This is a genomic window from Amycolatopsis samaneae (genome assembly GCF_039541975.1).
Lineage (GTDB): Bacteria > Actinomycetota > Actinomycetes > Mycobacteriales > Pseudonocardiaceae > Amycolatopsis > Amycolatopsis samaneae.
On sequence record NZ_BAABHG010000007.1, the window covers coordinates 404,529 to 418,810 of the forward strand.

The following is a 14,282-nucleotide window of genomic DNA, read 5'->3' on the forward strand; positions in this document are numbered from 1 at the left end:
TCAAACTGCTTGGTAGGCATTGTCGGGATCTCCCGCAGGTCGCTAGGCTCTCTCCGCTGAGAGACAAGGGGTGGTGGACCCTTTACTTACCGTGTCCGATTTTCACTGGATGTGGTGATCCCTTGAACTCTCTCTTGACGGAGAAGACATCGCGACTGGACGCGAGGAGCTGCTGATCGTACGGCCCTGACGATGCCCCTCAGCGGCCGAGCGCCGCGCTGGTCTCCCGAACCCCACAACGCCCCGAATCCTCCCCCTTCCCCAGGAGTTCGTTGTGACTTCCCGCTTTCGACCCCGCGTGATGGCGGCGATCCTGTGTGCACTGACGCTGGCAGGTGTCACGGCACTGGCCGGCTGCGGCAGCAGCGACGCCAGCCGCGGTAGCAAGATCACGCTGGGCTTCAGCGCGTGGCCCGGCTGGTTTCCCTGGCAGGTCGCCCAGGAAAAAGGCCTGTTCGCCAAAAACGGTGTCGACGTCGAGCTGAAGTATTTCGAGAGTTACACCGACAGCATAAACGCACTCTCCAGCGGTGCCATCGACGCGAACAGCCAGACGCTGAACGACACCCTTTCCTCGGTCAGCGGCGGCGCCAAACTGTCGGTCGTGCTGGTCAACGACAACTCCACCGGCAACGACAAGATCATCGCGCGGGACGGGATCACCAGCGTCGCCGACCTCAAGGGGAAGAAGGTCGCCGTCGAACAGGGCGCGGTGGACCACTTCCTGCTGCTGCTCGCCCTGCAGGAAGCGCATCTGACCGAAAAGGACATCCAGCTCGTCCCGCTGGTCACCGACGCCGCCGCGGCCGCGTTCGTCGCGGGCCAGGTCGACGCCGTCGCCGTGTTCGCGCCGTTCACCTCGAAGGCGCTGGAACGTCCCGGCAGCCGTCCGATCGCGACCTCCGCCGAGTTCCCCGGCGCCATCCCGGATCACCTGGTCACCTCGGCCGCGTTGACGAAGGACCGGCCCAAGGACGTCCAGGCGCTGGTGAACACCTGGTTCGACACGGTGAAGTGGATCAAGGAGAACCGGGCCGCCGCGGTCGAGGTGATGGCCAAGCGCGGCGGGGTGACCACGAACGACTACAACACCTACGACGCGGGCACCACGATCTTCACCCGGCAGCAGAACCTGGACGCCTTCACGCCGGGAGTGACACCGGCCCATCTGGACTTCCAGTCGAACAAGATCATCGACTTCCTCGTCGGCACCGGGCTGGCGAAGGCGCGGCCGTCGACCGACGGGCTGTTCGAGGACAAGTTCGTCAAGGCGGTCCCGCAGTGACCGGAAACCCCGGTCGCGGTGCCCGGACGGGGGAACGGGTCACCGATCAGCTGCGGCAGGCCGAGGAGCTGGAGGCCGAAGCCCGGCTCGCGGAAGCGCACGAGGCGGCGGCGCGGCGGCCGAAGGCCGGGTGGGCGCCGCTGCCCCGCCGCGCCGGGGTCAAGACCGTCTCACCGCTGCGGACCATCCGCACCCCGATCCCGCGTGCCTGGCGGTGGGTGCTCACCGTGCTGTCCCTGCTGGTCCCGTTCCTGGCCTGGGTCGTGCTCTGCGCGAGCGGAGCCGCCCCCGCCACCTTCCTGCCCTCGCCCGGTGCCGTCCTGTCGGCCGGACTGGAGATGCTGCGGTCCGGCGACCTCGTCGCGGATCTGGGCGCGACGGCGGGCCGGGTGCTCTACGGGTTCGGGCTCGCGGTCCTCGTCTCGGTGCCGATCGGCATCGTGATGGGGACGTTCGTCGCGGGCCAGTACGCCTTCGAGCCGGTCATCGGCCTGGTGCGGTACATGCCGGCAAGCGCTTTCATCCCGCTGATGATGATCTGGCTCGGCATCGGGGAGCCGTCGAAGATCGCGATCCTGTTCCTCGGCACGTTCTTCTTCAACACGCTGATGGTCGCCGACGTCGTGCGTGGTGTCCCGCGTTCGCTCATCGACGTCTCGTACACGCTGGGCGCGCGGCGCGGCGAGGTGCTGCGCAAGATCGTCGTGCCGCATTCGCTGCCGGGGATCATCGACGCGATCCGCGTCAACGCGGCGGCCGCGTGGAACTTCGTCGTGGTCGCCGAGCTGATCAACTCCACCGAGGGCCTCGGCTACCGGATCGTGCGCTCGCAACGGTTCCTGCAGACCGACCGCATCTTCGCGGTGCTCGTGGTGATCGGTGTGGCCGGGCTGGTGATCGACGTGGCGCTGCGGCTGGTGCGCACGCGGGTGGGGCGGTGGACGGCGTGACGGCGTTGCTCGAACTCCGCGGCGTGGCCAAGGACTACCCGGTGCGCGGCGGGACCGTCCGCGCGCTCGACGCCGTCGATCTGGACGTCTCGCCCGGCGACTTCGTGTGTGTCGTCGGTGCCAGCGGTTCCGGGAAGTCGACGCTGCTGTCGCTGATCGCGGGGCTCGCCGGGCCGACCGAAGGCCGGATCACGCTCGACGGCGTCCCGGTCGGCGGGCCCGGCCCCGATCGCGGGCTGGTCTTCCAGTCCGGCGCGCTGTACCCGTGGCGCACGGTCGAGCGGAACGTCGCCTTCGGACTGGAACTGCTCCCGATCGACGCCGCCGAACGCGCCCGCCGTGTCGACTGGTACCTCGCCGAAACCGGGCTCACCCCGGTGCGGCGTTCGCTGCCGAAGCAGCTTTCCGGCGGGCAGAAGCAGCGGGTCGCGATCGCGCGGGCACTGGCGTGCGAGCCGGAAGTGCTGCTCCTCGACGAACCCTTCGGCGCCTTGGACGTCCAGACCAAGGAGGACATGCAGGTCCTGATCCGCCAGGTGTGGCGGGACACCGGCACCACGGTGCTGATGGTGACCCACGACGTGGAGGAGGCGGTGTTCCTCGGCGGACGGGTCGTCGTGCTCGCCTCCGATCCGGGGCGGGTGGCCGCCGACGTCGCGGTGTCCCTGCCGGGGGACCGGGACCTCGCGGTCAAGCGGACGCCGGAGTTCCTGGCGCTGCGTGCGGAAATCGAGGACCGCGTCCGCGAACAGCACCGTGGCAGAGCGGCCCGCGGTGTCGCCCACGGGCGCTGAGACGGTGACACGAGCTGAACGGGATGGGGCAGGCAACATGAGGCACGGCAGGACGAAGCCGGGGCGCGTGGCCCGGCTTCGCGGCCGATCCGGGGTGAAGCGGTTCCTGGGCAGGCTGGGCATCCGGGGCAAGCTGAACCTGCTGCTCGGCCCGCCGCTCGCGGCGGTGGTGCTCGTTTCGGTCCCGTTCGTGGTGATCCAGGCCGGCAGCGCGTCCTCGGCGGGCCGGACCGCCGAGGTGGCCCGCCAGGCTGAACAGCTGGGCGGCCTGATCTGGCAGCTCCAGCGCGAACGGCTGCTCACCGCCGCCTACGTCGCGTCGCCCTCGGCGGGCGACGGCGACATGAACCGGCAGCGCCGGACCGTCGACGCGGGTGTCAACGACGTCCGTGCCGCGCTCGGCGCGGACGCGCCAGAGGAGCTCACCGCGGCGCTGGTGCGGGTCGGGTCGCTGCAGGAGATGCGGCAGAACGCGCAGCGCCGCGGCGTTTCGCTGGACGGCGTCGCCCGCACCTACCACGCCGTCGTCGGCTCGATCATCGACTCGCTGCGGCTCACCGCGCGGACCACCGACGACGCGGAGGGCAACCGCCAGCTCACCGCGCTCGAGGCGCTGTTGCGCGCGAACGAGGAGAACTCGTTGCGCGGTATGGCTTTGATCGTGTCCGCGGTGTCCCCGGACGCGGGCCGCACCCTGCTCGGCGACGCCACCTTCCAGGCGCCGATCTTCACCGAACGGTTCGTCCAGCAGACCGACGCCGCGCAGGCCTCACTGGTGGTCAGGGTCGACCAGGGCGACGCCGCCCGCCGGATCGACGAGCTGGGCGCTTCGGTGCCCGAACCCGGCGATCGCGCCAGGACCGAGCGGTTCGTCGGCGACGTCTTCGCCACCACGGACGGACAGTCCAACCAGCGCAAGCACGCGCAGGACGAGGTGATCAGCCAGATCACCGCCGCGGCGTCCGCGCGTGCCGACGCGGCCACCCGCCTCGTCTGGCTGGTCGGTGCCGGCGCGACCGTCCTTTTCGGACTCGTCGCGCTGCTGGCCATCGCGGTCAGCCGGTCGATCGCGGATCCGTTGCGCCGCCTGACCTCCGCCGCGACCTCGGTCGCCGACCTCGCCGACACCGAGCTGGTGCGGGTCACCGACACCGAGAGCGACGAGGAGCAGAAACCGCAGCTCGCGACCATCGACGTCTCCTCCGCCGACGAGCTCGGCAGGCTGGCCGAGGCGTTCAACCGCGTCCAGACCACCGCGTCCAGCCTGGTCGAACGCCAGGCGCAGACCCGGCGCAACACCAGCCTCATGTTCGCCAACGTCGCCAAGCGCACCCAGAACCTGGTCGGCCGCCAGCTCGCGCTCGTCGACGAGCTCGAACGCAACGAACAGGACGTCCGCCTGCTCGAACGGCTTTATCGGCTCGACCACTTGTCGACTCGCCTGCGGCGCAACGCGGACAACCTGCTCGTCGTGTCCGGTACCGCCGACGAGGCCCGCATCGCCGGGCCCGTCGACCTGTCCACCGCGCTGCGCTCGGCGCTGGCGGAAATCGAGGACTACCAACGGGTTCACCTCGGCGAGGTGGCCGACATCCTGCTGAACTCGGCGTTCGGCGCGGACCTGGTGCTGATCTGCGCCGAGTTGCTGGAGAACGCGACCTCGTTCTCGCCGCCGGGTTCGGTGGTCGAGGTCCGCACCGGCTTCGACCAGGACGGCGCGTGCGTCGTCGGCATCGTCGACCACGGCATCGGGATGACCAGGGAACGGCTGGACGAGGAGAACCGGCGGCTGGTCGAACGGGAACGGCTCGAACTCGCCCCGACCAGCGTGCTCGGCCTGTTCGTGGTCGGACGGCTCGCGCGGCGGCACGGGCTCGCCGTCGAACTCGTCGAGACACCGGGCAGCGGCGTGACCGCGCGGGTGCGGGTCCCGGCGACCCTGTTCACCCGCCAGGCACCGAGGCCGCTGACCGCGGCCGAACGGGCCGAGCCGACGCCGCAGGCACCCGCCCCGCCGCCCGTCGAAGCGGCGCCCGTGCCTGTCGAGCCCGAGCCCTCGACGCGGCAGGCCGAACTGCCGATGCCCGCCATCCCCGCGCTCGTCGTCCCCATGGCCAGGCACGAACGGGGATTCCGCTGGTTCCGGCAGACCGACCAGTCCGCGCCCTCCGCCATTCCCGCCGTCGGCGCGCGCGCCTCGGCCACCCTCGTGGCCGAACCGGCCGCCGAAGAACGTCGCGGCGGGCTCCGCCGCCGCGTCGCCGGAGCCCAGCTCCCCGGCTCCGGCGGCGCGGCGACACCCCCGCCCCCGGCGGAGACCACGCCACGGCACGACCCGGACGCTGCCCGTCACGCCTTCGACGGCCTCCAAGAAGGCTTCGCGAAGGCCGTCGTGCCCACCCCGGAGCCCGTTCCCCCGCCGCCACCGGCCGCCCCCGCACCACCGAAGCCGGTCGTACCGGCCGCACCGCCGACGCTCGCGCAGCCACTCGAACGCGGCGGCCTCATCCGCCGCGTACCGGGCGCCCAGCTCGCGCCGGGCCTCCGGCAGCAGGCCGCCCGCCCCCGGCACGCCAAGGCGGTCGCGACCGCGTCCCCGGCCGCCGCGTGGCCCCGGCGCGACCCCGACGCCGAACGCGCCGCCTTCGACTCGTTCACCGCAGGCTTGGCCAAGGCCGCACTACGGCCGGATCCGATGGAAGAGAGCACCAAATGACCACACCCGCACCCGGCGTCAGCGTTGAGGCCAAGAACTTCAACTGGCTGGTCAACCGGTTCGCCCAGAACACCGCGGGCACGATCGCGGCCATCGCCGTCTCGGCCGACGGGCTGCTCATCGCCATGTCGTCCGAGCTGGAACGGTCCAACGCCGACCGGCTCGCCGCGATCTCCTCGGCGATGCTCGGCCTCGCCAACGGCGTCTCCGACAGTCACCCCCTCGGCGCCCCGGACAAGGTCATCATCGAGCTGGAACGGGGCTACCTGCTCGTCAGCACGATCAGCATCGGCTGCTCCCTCGGCGTCCTCGCCGGGAAACAGTCCAGCCTGGGCACCATCGCCTACGAGATGGCGATGTTCGCCAACCGCGCCACCGAGGTGCTCACCCCAGGCCTGATCGAGGAGCTCAAGAACACCGTCGGGATGTAGCGCGGATGAGGAGGACAGCCATGAACGGCGACGACGACCCGTCGCCCGGGCTCGAGGACACCGGGGTTTCCCTGCTGCGGCCCTACCTGCTGACCGCGGGAAGGGCCCAGCCCGTCGACCACACGCTCGAGATCGAGGCACAGGTGCTGACCAGCAGGCTCGGCGCCGCCTCGCACCCCCAGCTCACCTTCGAACGACGCGAGATCGTCTCCCTCTGCCGCCGGACCATGTCCGTCGCCGAGATCGCCGCGCTGCTCGGCCTGCACATCGGGGTGGCACGGGTACTGGTCGCCGACCTCGCCGCGCTCGGCTACGTCGTCGTCCGAAGACCGGGCACCCACGCTTCCCACGATCTCGGAATGATCGAAAGGATCATTAGTGGACTCAACGCCATTCGCTGACCCGGCGGGCACCACCGCCCGCCCACCCGCCCCGGTGAAGATCGTCATCGCGGGCGGCTTCGGCGTCGGCAAGACGACGGCGGTGTCCGCCATCTCGGAGATCAAACCCCTGACCACCGAGGCCGCGATCACCTCGGCCGCCACCGGCGTTGACCGCACCGGGCACGTCCCGGCCAAGACCACCACCACCGTCGCGCTCGACTTCGGCTGCATCACCATCGACGAAGAGATCAAGCTGTACCTGTTCGGCACCCCCGGCCAGGACCGCTTCGGCTTCATGTGGCAGGACATCGTCAACGGCGCACTCGGCGCGCTCGTCATCGTCGACACCCGGCGCATGGACGACTGCTACCCCGCCGTCGACTACTTCGAGAAGGCCGGGCTCCCCTTCGTCGTCGCCGTCAACATGTTCGACGGCGACCTCGCCCACCAGCTCGACGACATCCGCTGGGCACTCGCCGTCGGCGAAGACGTCCCGATCATCACCTTCGACGCCCGGAAGAAGCTGTCCGTCCGCGACGCACTGCTGGCCGTCCTGCACAACACCTTCAACCGCGCACGCGCCGCGGCGGGTGCCCCGTAGGCCCCGAATCGTCTACCGCTACACTAGGCGACGGACCCCGCGCGGCGTCCACCCTGTGAACCTCCCCAGGGCCGGAAGGCAGCAAGGATAAGCAGGCTCTGGCGGGTGCGCGGGGTCCCCTTATGCCCTCGTGCTCGGCGCTGGCGCGCCTTCGCAGCGAGGGGACCCCGCCCATTACCCGGGGGGCCGAGCCCCCCGGACCCCCACGGTGCGGTTGGTTCCTGATCCAGCGTGGTGTCGTCCGTTCAGACACGCGAGTGCTCCGTTCAAGCACGCGAGTTCGCTGCTCAGACACGCGAGTTCGCTGTTCAAGCACGTGGCTGGGGTTTGTGTAGTAGGTGGGTCAGGGTGTGGTGGAGGGTGTCGGCTGGGTTTGTGGGGAGGGTGGGGGAGCGCCAGGCTACGAAGCCGTCGGGGCGGATCAGGGTGGCGCCGGTGGGGGTCAGGCCGTAGGTGGTTTCGAAGCGGTCGTCCGGGTCCTGTAGGTCGGTGCCGATGTGGTGGACGTGCAAGGTCAGGCCGAGTTTCTTCGCCGCCGTGGTGGCGGCTGGGTGCCAGTCCTTGCCGTCTTTTGCGGTCAGCAGGGTGAAGGTTTCGGTGAAAAGGTCCAGTGTGGACAGTGGGGTGGCGTTGTCGCGCTTGAGGTTTACGTGGGGGGCGCGTATTCCGGGGCGGCCGGTGGGGGTGCGCGGGTCCTCGAACGGGGTATCCGGGGTGGACGGTTCGGTCAGCACCGCGGGAGAGGTGTAGCGGTAGCCGTAGATGACACCCAGGTTTTCCGCCTCCGCGGCCGAGTCGCCGGTTCCGCCGGTACGCAGGCTCATCAGCCGGATCGCCTGCTCCACCGTGGTCCGCGCGACGGGACCGCGCTCCTGCTCGTAGGTGTCCAGCAGCTCCTCGCCCGCGTGGCCGCCGAGCACCGCGGCCAGCTTCCAGGCCAGGTTGTGCGCGTCCGCGATCCCGGTGCTGGCGCCGTAGGAACCCGAGGGCGGCATGACGTGCGCCGCGTCCCCGGCGAAGAACACCCGCCCGGCGCGGAACCGCTGGGCGACCCAGCCGCCGCTGGTGCTGAACGAGACCTTCTGGCGCCAGCCGGGCACCGGCGGCACGAGCGTGGCGTCGAGATCCGGGTCCCCGACCGCGGCGCGGACCAGCTCGACACAGCGTTCTTCGGTGAAACCTTCCTGGGTTTCCCCCTTTTCCGGGTAGTACGGCATGCCCAGCATCCACCGCCCCTCCTGCCGGATGGGCACGAGCACGGTGCCGGTCGTCGGCCGGTTGAGGTAGACGAGCGTGAAACGGCGCCCGCGCAGCGCGTCGGTGAGATCGGCGTCGAAGACGCAGAACAGGCTGTGCGTCCGCGAGAGCAGTTCGTCCGCGCCGACGCCGAGCCGCCCTCGGATGCCCGCGCGGTTGCCGTCCGCGGCCACCAGGTAGTCGGCGTGGACGCGGTACTCGGTGCCGCTCGCGAGTTCGCGCACCACCGCGGTCACGCCGTCGTCGTCGGTGTCGAGGGAGATCATCTCGGTGCCGAAGCGCACGTCGGCGCCGTGGCGCTCGGCTTCGGCGTGCAGGATCTCCTCCAGCTCGTCCTGGTCGACCAGGCCCCACCCGGTCGGCCCGAGTTCGACCTGCGGCCTGTCCGGGCCGGGCATCTCCAGCCGGAAGGTCTCCTCGCCGGCGAGGGTGTCCGCGCCGAACATCCCCGGCCAGTCGGCCAGGATCGACGTGCGTGCCCGGATGGCCTCCTCCAGGCCGAGGGTGCGGTAGATCTCCATCGTGCGCGGGTTGAACGCGCGCGCCTGCGGCATGATCGCCGTCGACGGGTGCCGCTCCACCAGAATCGGGCGAATTCCTTGCCGGGCAAGGAAAAGCGCGGTGGACAGGCCGGTGGTGCCGCCGCCCACGATCAGGACGGTGGCGTGTTGTGTCTCGGTCATGGCTCCCATAATCAGGAGATCGCCTCACTGTGTCAACTGAATGTTTGATTGAATATGTCAACTAGTTGAGAGTGCCACGCGTATGTAGAATCCGGGCGTGTCCCCTTCGCAGGCCCGCAGGTCACCCAAGCCACAGGAACGGCAGCGCGATCCGGAGCGCACCAGGAAGCTGATCCTGGACGCGGCGGCGGCCGAGTTCGCCGCGCACGGATTCGCCGGCGCGCGGGTGAGCGCGATCGCCGCGCGCGCCGGGGTCAACCAGCAGCTGATCTCGTACTACTTCGACGGCAAGGAAGGCCTCTACCAGGCACTTTCGGACGGCTGGTGGGAGTACGAGAACGAGTTGGTCACCTCGGACATGAAGCCGTCCGAAGGCATCCGCCAGTACGCGCTGGAGGCGTTGCGGAACCCGGACGGCGTCCGGCTGTTCGCCTGGGGCGGCCTGGAGTACCGCGGTCCGGAGGACGACCCCGACCGGGAGCGACGCGCGGAGCGGATGCGGCAGAGCGTCGACGGGATCCGCGCTCTGCGGGAGTCCGGGCGGCTGCCCGCCGAGGTGGACCCCGCCTGCCTGATGATCATGATGATGGCCGGGGCGATGGCGACCACCACGCTGCCGCACGTCATCGAGGGTGTCTGCGAGGTCGATCCGCGCTCACCCGAGTTCATCACCCACTACGCCGACCAGGTCGCGCTCGTCGCCCGTCTGCTCGGCCTCGACCCGGCCTAGGCGCGGCGCCGGACGTGCTGAAGGACGCCTTCAGTGCGTTGGGTGCACTGAAAGCGTCCTTCAGCACGGTCAGTGCACCCAAGGCGTCCTTCAGTGCGCCTCCTGCGGCCGGGGTATCGAGCCCGGCGTCCGGGGGCGGGTACAGCGCGGCCGGTTCAGAACAGGCCGAGGACGTCGTCGGGTGGTGCCGGGGCCTCCGCCGGCGCCTCGTCGCGGATCGGCGTGGCCCTGCCACGGAGTTCGCGCAGCCCGTCGCCGCTCACGCAGCGCGCGGGGAACGGCGAGGACGCCGTGCGCGCGGTGACCTCGGTGACCGGGAGCTCCGTCCGCGAGGCGGCGAACACCAGGTTGCCGAAGCGGCGCCCGCGCAGCACGGCGGGTTCGGCCAGCAGGAGTGCGTGCGGGAAGACCTCGGCCAGCGTGGCGGCGAACCGGCGGGCGAAGGGCAGCCCCGGCCCGTCGGTGATGTTCGCGAGGTAGGTCCCGGCCGGGCGCAGCACTCTGGCGACGTCGGCGGTGAACTCGGCGGTCGCGAGCCCACCGGCGAGTTTCGCGCTCTCGAAGGCGTCGGCGATCACGAGGTCGGCGCTCGCGTCGCGGCGGCTGGCGACCCCGGCGCGGCCGTCCGACACCCGGACACGCAGGTTCGGCACCTTCAGGCCGAGCTGGGCGCGGACGAGTTCCACCAGTTCGCCGTCCGCGTCGAAGACGTGCTGCCGCGAGCCGGGCCTGGTCGCGGCGACGTAGCGGGGCAGCGTGCACGCGGCGCCGCCGACGTGCAGCGCGTCGAGCGGGCCGGGCGGGAGATGGTCGACGACGTCGCCGATCCGGCGGACGTAGTCGAACTCCAGGTTCGTCGGATCGTCGAGGTCGACGTAGGACTGGGCGACGCCGTCGACCGACACCATCCACGCGTTCGCGGCGTCGGCGTCCCGCAGCAGCTCCGCGACACCGAAGCGGACCGGGTACCTGCCCGGGGCCGGAGCACTCCGCTGGGCAGGCCGGTTGCGGGCTGATCGGGCGTGGCTCACCGGGCGAGCCTAGTTGTGTCGTCCCCTACCGGTACCCTCGCGGCGTGGCATTAGCGCTGTACCGCAAGTACCGTCCGGCGACCTTCGCCGAGGTCGTCGGTCAGGAGCATGTGACCGATCCCCTCCGGACCGCGCTCGCCGCGGGCCGCATCAACCACGCGTACCTGTTCTCCGGTCCGCGCGGCTGTGGCAAGACGTCGAGCGCGCGCATCATGGCGCGCTCGCTCAACTGCGCGCAGGGGCCGACACCCGATCCGTGCGGCGAATGCAACTCCTGCCGCGCGCTCGCGCCCGAGGGGCCGGGCAGCGTCGACGTCACCGAGCTCGACGCGGCCAGCCACGGTGGTGTCGACGACGCCCGCGAACTCCGCGACAAGGCCTTCTACGCGCCCGCCGAATCGCGCTATCGCGTGTTCATCATCGACGAGGCGCACATGGTCACCACGCAGGGCTTCAACGCGCTGCTGAAGATCGTGGAAGAGCCGCCGGAACACCTGATCTTCATCTTCGCCACCACCGAGCCGGACAAGGTGCTCACCACCATCCGCTCGCGAACGCATCACTACCCCTTCCGGCTGATCCCGCCGAGTTCGATGCGGGCGCTGCTGGAGCGCAACGTCGCGGCCGAGGGCGCGCAGGTCGAGCCCTCGGTGTACCCGCTGGTCATCCGCGCGGGCGGGGGTTCGGCGCGGGACACGCAGTCGGTGCTGGACCAGCTGCTCGCCGGCGCCGGGCCGGACGGCGTCACCTACTCCCGCGCGGTCGCGCTGCTCGGGGTCACCGACGTCGCGCTGATCGACGACATGATCAAGGCGTTGTCGGACGAGGACGCCGCGACCGTGTTCGGCACGGTGGAGAAGCTCGCCGACGCCGGGCACGACCCCCGTCGCTTCGCGACCGACCTCCTCGACCGCCTGCGCGATCTGGTGCTGCTGCGCTCGGTGCCGGACGCCGGGTCGCGCGGCCTGGTCTCCGCGCCGGACGACGAGCTCAAGCGGATGGAGGAGCAGGCACAGCGCCTCGGCCTCGGCACGCTGTCCCGCTACGCCGACATCGTCCACAATGGACTTCTGGAGATGCGCGGCGCGACCTCGCCGCGCATGGTGCTGGAACTGCTGTGCGCGCGGATGCTGCTGCCCTCGGTCACCGACGCGGAAAAGGCGCTGCTGGCCAGGATCGAACGGCTCGAACGCCGGGGCCCGGCCGCCGCCGGCGGCGAGGCGGGTGCCGAGGCGCCGGTGCGTGCCGCGCCGGAGCGCGAGTTCCAGCGGCCGTCCCAGCGTGCCGCCGCCCCGGCACAGGCACCGGCACCCCAGGCCGCGGCTCCGGCCGCGCCCGCCCCGGCCCAGCCCGCACCCACGCCCGCGCCCGCACCGCAGGCGGCCCCCGCGCCGGAGCGGTCGTTCACCCGGCCCTCCGCGGCGGCCGCCACGCCGCCCGCCGAGCAGGCGCCGCCCGCCGCCGCGAGCGCGCCCCCGGCCAAACCGGTGGCACAGCCGGATTCTCGAGCCGCCGAACCCGCGCCCGCGACACCGCCGGAGCCGTCGTCGGAGCCCGGCGGGCTGGACGCGGCCTCGCTGCGGAACTCGTGGCCGAAGCTGCTGACGGCGCTGCGGCAGGTCCCGGGCGGGCGCAGCCTCGAAGCGATGCTGACGCAGGCCACAGTGGTCGGGGTCGAGGGCTCGGTCGTCACGTTGACGCACAAGTCCGAGCCACTGGCCCGGCGGCTGTCCGACCAGGCGAACGCGCAGAAGATCGCCGGGGCACTGAAGACCGTCGTCCCCGGCGAGTGGCAGGTTCGCTGTGTGCACGGCGCGGCCGCGGCGGCACCCGCCCGCGCCGCGCAGCCCGCGCCGCAGGCGGCCCCCGCGCCGGAACGGTCCTTCACCCGGCCTTCGGCGGCCGCGCTGGCGCACGCCGCCGCCGAGCAGGCCCGTCCCGCGCCGAGCCGTCCCGCGCCGGAGCCCGTCGCGCCGTCGCGGCCGAAGGTGACCACCACCGAGCCCGACATCCCGCTCCCGCCGGAGCCGGTCGAGGACGACGAGGAGCTCTACTCCGAGGACGCGAGCCCGGCGCCGCCCGCGCCGCCTCCGCCGCCGGAGGAGGACCCGCACGACATCGCGCAGAAGCTGCTCTCCGATCACCTCGGTGCGCGGCCGCTCGATCAGCCCAGGTAGGCCTCGACGGCGGCGGCGATCGCCGTGGCGTAGCGCCGGCGGCCGTCCTCGCTCGACATCGCGGCGGCCTCGGTGGCGTCGCGCATGTTCCCGCATTCGACAAGCGCGGCCGGGCGGGTGGACAGGTTCAGCCCGGCCAGGTCGTCGCGGGGTGAAAGGCCGTCCGCGCCGAGGTAGTTCGCGGTGCTGAAACCCTTGTCCCGCAAGGTGTTTCGCAACGTTCTCGCGAGCTTCTCCGCCGGTTCGCCCTGCGCGTCGTTCAGCGGCGGGGACGAGTACGCGACGTGGAAACCGTGCGCGCCGGCGGAATTCGAGCCGTCGGCGTGGATCGACACGACCGCGTCGGCGTTCGCCGCGTTGCCGGTCGCGGCCCGTTCGTCCACGCACGGTCCGGCGCCGGAGTCGTCCCGGCGGGTGAACACGACCGTGATTCCCTTGGCGCCCAGGGCCGCGCCGATCCGCTGCGCGACGTCCCAGGTGAACGCGTGCTCCGGGTAGCCCGCGTTCGTCGACGTCCCGGTGGTGTTGCACGGCTTCGTCCGGCCCCGCCCGGCGGGCACGAGGCGGTTGATCTCCGCGGGACGCGCGGCGCCACCGCCGTTGTGTCCCGGGTCCAGCACCACCACCCGCGCCGGTGGTGCCGTGGTGGCCGGGGTGCTCGGCGGCGCCGCGGAGGTAGCCGGTGCGGTGACCTCGCTCGCCCCGCAGGCGGACGCGAGCAGACACGGGACCAGCAGCAGAGCACTCACCCGTCGTCGCACGTCGATCACGGTGCCACAGCGGATCCGCCGCGCCGGGCAGGACACCCTGGGCGTCCTCGCCCGGGGGACCCGGCGGCGCGGCTACCCTGGGAGGACACAGACGAGAGGATTGTGCGGATCATGGTGCAACCCGGCGGCGGCTTCGACCTGTCGCAAATCATGCAGCAGGCCCAGCAGATGCAGCAGAAGCTGGTCGAAGCGCAGGACGAGCTGGCCAAGACCGAGGTCACCGGCACCTCGGGCGGCGGGCTGGTCACCGCGACCGTGACCGGCGACGGTCAGCTCAAGGCACTGGCGATCGACCCCAAGGTGGTGGACCCGGACGACGTGGAGACCCTGTCGGACCTGGTCGTCGCCGCGGTGCGCGACGCCTCGGCCAGCGCGCAGAAGCTCACCGAGCAGAAGCTGGGCCCGCTGGCGGGCGGCCTCGGCGGTGGCGGCGGCATGCCGGACCTCGGCAGCCTCGGCCTCGGCGGCTGACAG

Annotated in this window: 13 protein-coding genes and 1 other RNA gene; 11 read left to right on the forward strand and 3 right to left on the reverse strand. The window is 71.5% G+C overall.

Annotated features, from left to right (window positions below; translation table 11 throughout):
• The first annotated feature begins 274 nt into the window (after window positions 1–274).
• From ABD987_RS20980 to ffs, 8 genes are all read left to right on the forward strand, one after another.
• Complete coding sequence (locus tag ABD987_RS20980) at window positions 275–1,285, forward strand: ABC transporter substrate-binding protein (protein ID WP_345395929.1); 1,011 nt, start codon at window positions 275–277, stop codon at window positions 1,283–1,285.
• Window positions 1,282–2,235 carry an ABC transporter permease gene (locus ABD987_RS20985; protein ID WP_345395932.1) on the forward strand — a complete coding sequence of 318 codons (954 nt, stop codon included), beginning with the start codon at window positions 1,282–1,284 and terminating at the stop codon, window positions 2,233–2,235. Before ABD987_RS20980 ends, ABD987_RS20985 begins: the two co-directional genes overlap by 4 nt.
• Complete coding sequence (locus ABD987_RS20990; protein WP_378214196.1) at window positions 2,232–3,029, forward strand: ABC transporter ATP-binding protein; 798 nt, start codon at window positions 2,232–2,234, stop codon at window positions 3,027–3,029. Before ABD987_RS20985 ends, ABD987_RS20990 begins: the two co-directional genes overlap by 4 nt.
• Before the next feature lie 37 nt (window positions 3,030–3,066).
• Window positions 3,067–5,745 (forward strand): sensor histidine kinase, encoded by a 2,679-nt coding sequence (locus ABD987_RS20995; RefSeq protein WP_345395938.1) that lies wholly within the window; start codon window positions 3,067–3,069, stop codon window positions 5,743–5,745.
• Window positions 5,742–6,176, forward strand: coding sequence for a roadblock/LC7 domain-containing protein (locus ABD987_RS21000; RefSeq protein WP_345395941.1), 435 nt, complete (start codon window positions 5,742–5,744; stop codon window positions 6,174–6,176). The genes ABD987_RS20995 and ABD987_RS21000 overlap by 4 nt, the downstream gene beginning before the upstream one ends.
• A 20-nt stretch (window positions 6,177–6,196) precedes the next feature.
• Window positions 6,197–6,577 carry a DUF742 domain-containing protein gene (locus ABD987_RS21005; RefSeq protein ID WP_345395943.1) on the forward strand — a complete coding sequence of 127 codons (381 nt, stop codon included), beginning with the start codon at window positions 6,197–6,199 and terminating at the stop codon, window positions 6,575–6,577.
• The gene (locus ABD987_RS21010) at window positions 6,555–7,160 is read left to right on the forward strand and encodes a GTP-binding protein (protein ID WP_345395945.1); all 606 of its coding nucleotides are present in this window, start codon (window positions 6,555–6,557) and stop codon (window positions 7,158–7,160) included. The genes ABD987_RS21005 and ABD987_RS21010 overlap by 23 nt, the downstream gene beginning before the upstream one ends.
• Before the next feature lie 29 nt (window positions 7,161–7,189).
• Window positions 7,190–7,284: signal recognition particle sRNA small type (gene ffs / locus ABD987_RS21015), an RNA gene on the forward strand.
• A gap of 184 nt (window positions 7,285–7,468) precedes the next feature.
• Here the strand turns inward: ffs and ABD987_RS21020 are convergent.
• Window positions 7,469–9,100, reverse strand: coding sequence for an FAD-dependent oxidoreductase (locus ABD987_RS21020; protein WP_345395948.1), 1,632 nt, complete (start codon window positions 9,098–9,100; stop codon window positions 7,469–7,471).
• Window positions 9,101–9,197: 97 nt separating this feature from the next.
• Between ABD987_RS21020 and ABD987_RS21025 the strand changes: the two genes are divergently transcribed.
• A complete protein-coding gene (locus tag ABD987_RS21025) occupies window positions 9,198–9,830 on the forward strand; it encodes a TetR/AcrR family transcriptional regulator (protein WP_345395951.1) in 633 nt (210 codons plus the stop codon).
• Window positions 9,831–9,985: 155 nt separating this feature from the next.
• Here the strand turns inward: ABD987_RS21025 and ABD987_RS21030 are convergent, their stop codons facing one another.
• Window positions 9,986–10,861 carry a spermidine synthase gene (locus ABD987_RS21030; protein WP_345395954.1) on the reverse strand — a complete coding sequence of 292 codons (876 nt, stop codon included), beginning with the start codon at window positions 10,859–10,861 and terminating at the stop codon, window positions 9,986–9,988.
• A gap of 44 nt (window positions 10,862–10,905) precedes the next feature.
• On the opposite strand from ABD987_RS21030, the gene ABD987_RS21035 reads away from it, so the two are divergent.
• Window positions 10,906–13,038 carry a DNA polymerase III subunit gamma and tau gene (locus ABD987_RS21035; RefSeq protein ID WP_345395957.1) on the forward strand — a complete coding sequence of 711 codons (2,133 nt, stop codon included), beginning with the start codon at window positions 10,906–10,908 and terminating at the stop codon, window positions 13,036–13,038.
• On the opposite strand, the gene ABD987_RS21040 is transcribed toward ABD987_RS21035, so the two are convergent.
• Complete coding sequence (locus ABD987_RS21040; RefSeq protein WP_378214194.1) at window positions 13,026–13,805, reverse strand: N-acetylmuramoyl-L-alanine amidase; 780 nt, start codon at window positions 13,803–13,805, stop codon at window positions 13,026–13,028. The genes ABD987_RS21035 and ABD987_RS21040 overlap by 13 nt on opposite strands.
• 114 nt (window positions 13,806–13,919) lie before the next feature.
• Here ABD987_RS21040 and ABD987_RS21045 point away from each other — a divergent pair, with 114 nt between their 5' ends.
• A complete protein-coding gene (locus tag ABD987_RS21045; RefSeq protein ID WP_345395960.1) occupies window positions 13,920–14,279 on the forward strand; it encodes a YbaB/EbfC family nucleoid-associated protein in 360 nt (119 codons plus the stop codon).
• Window positions 14,280–14,282 lie beyond the last annotated feature (3 nt).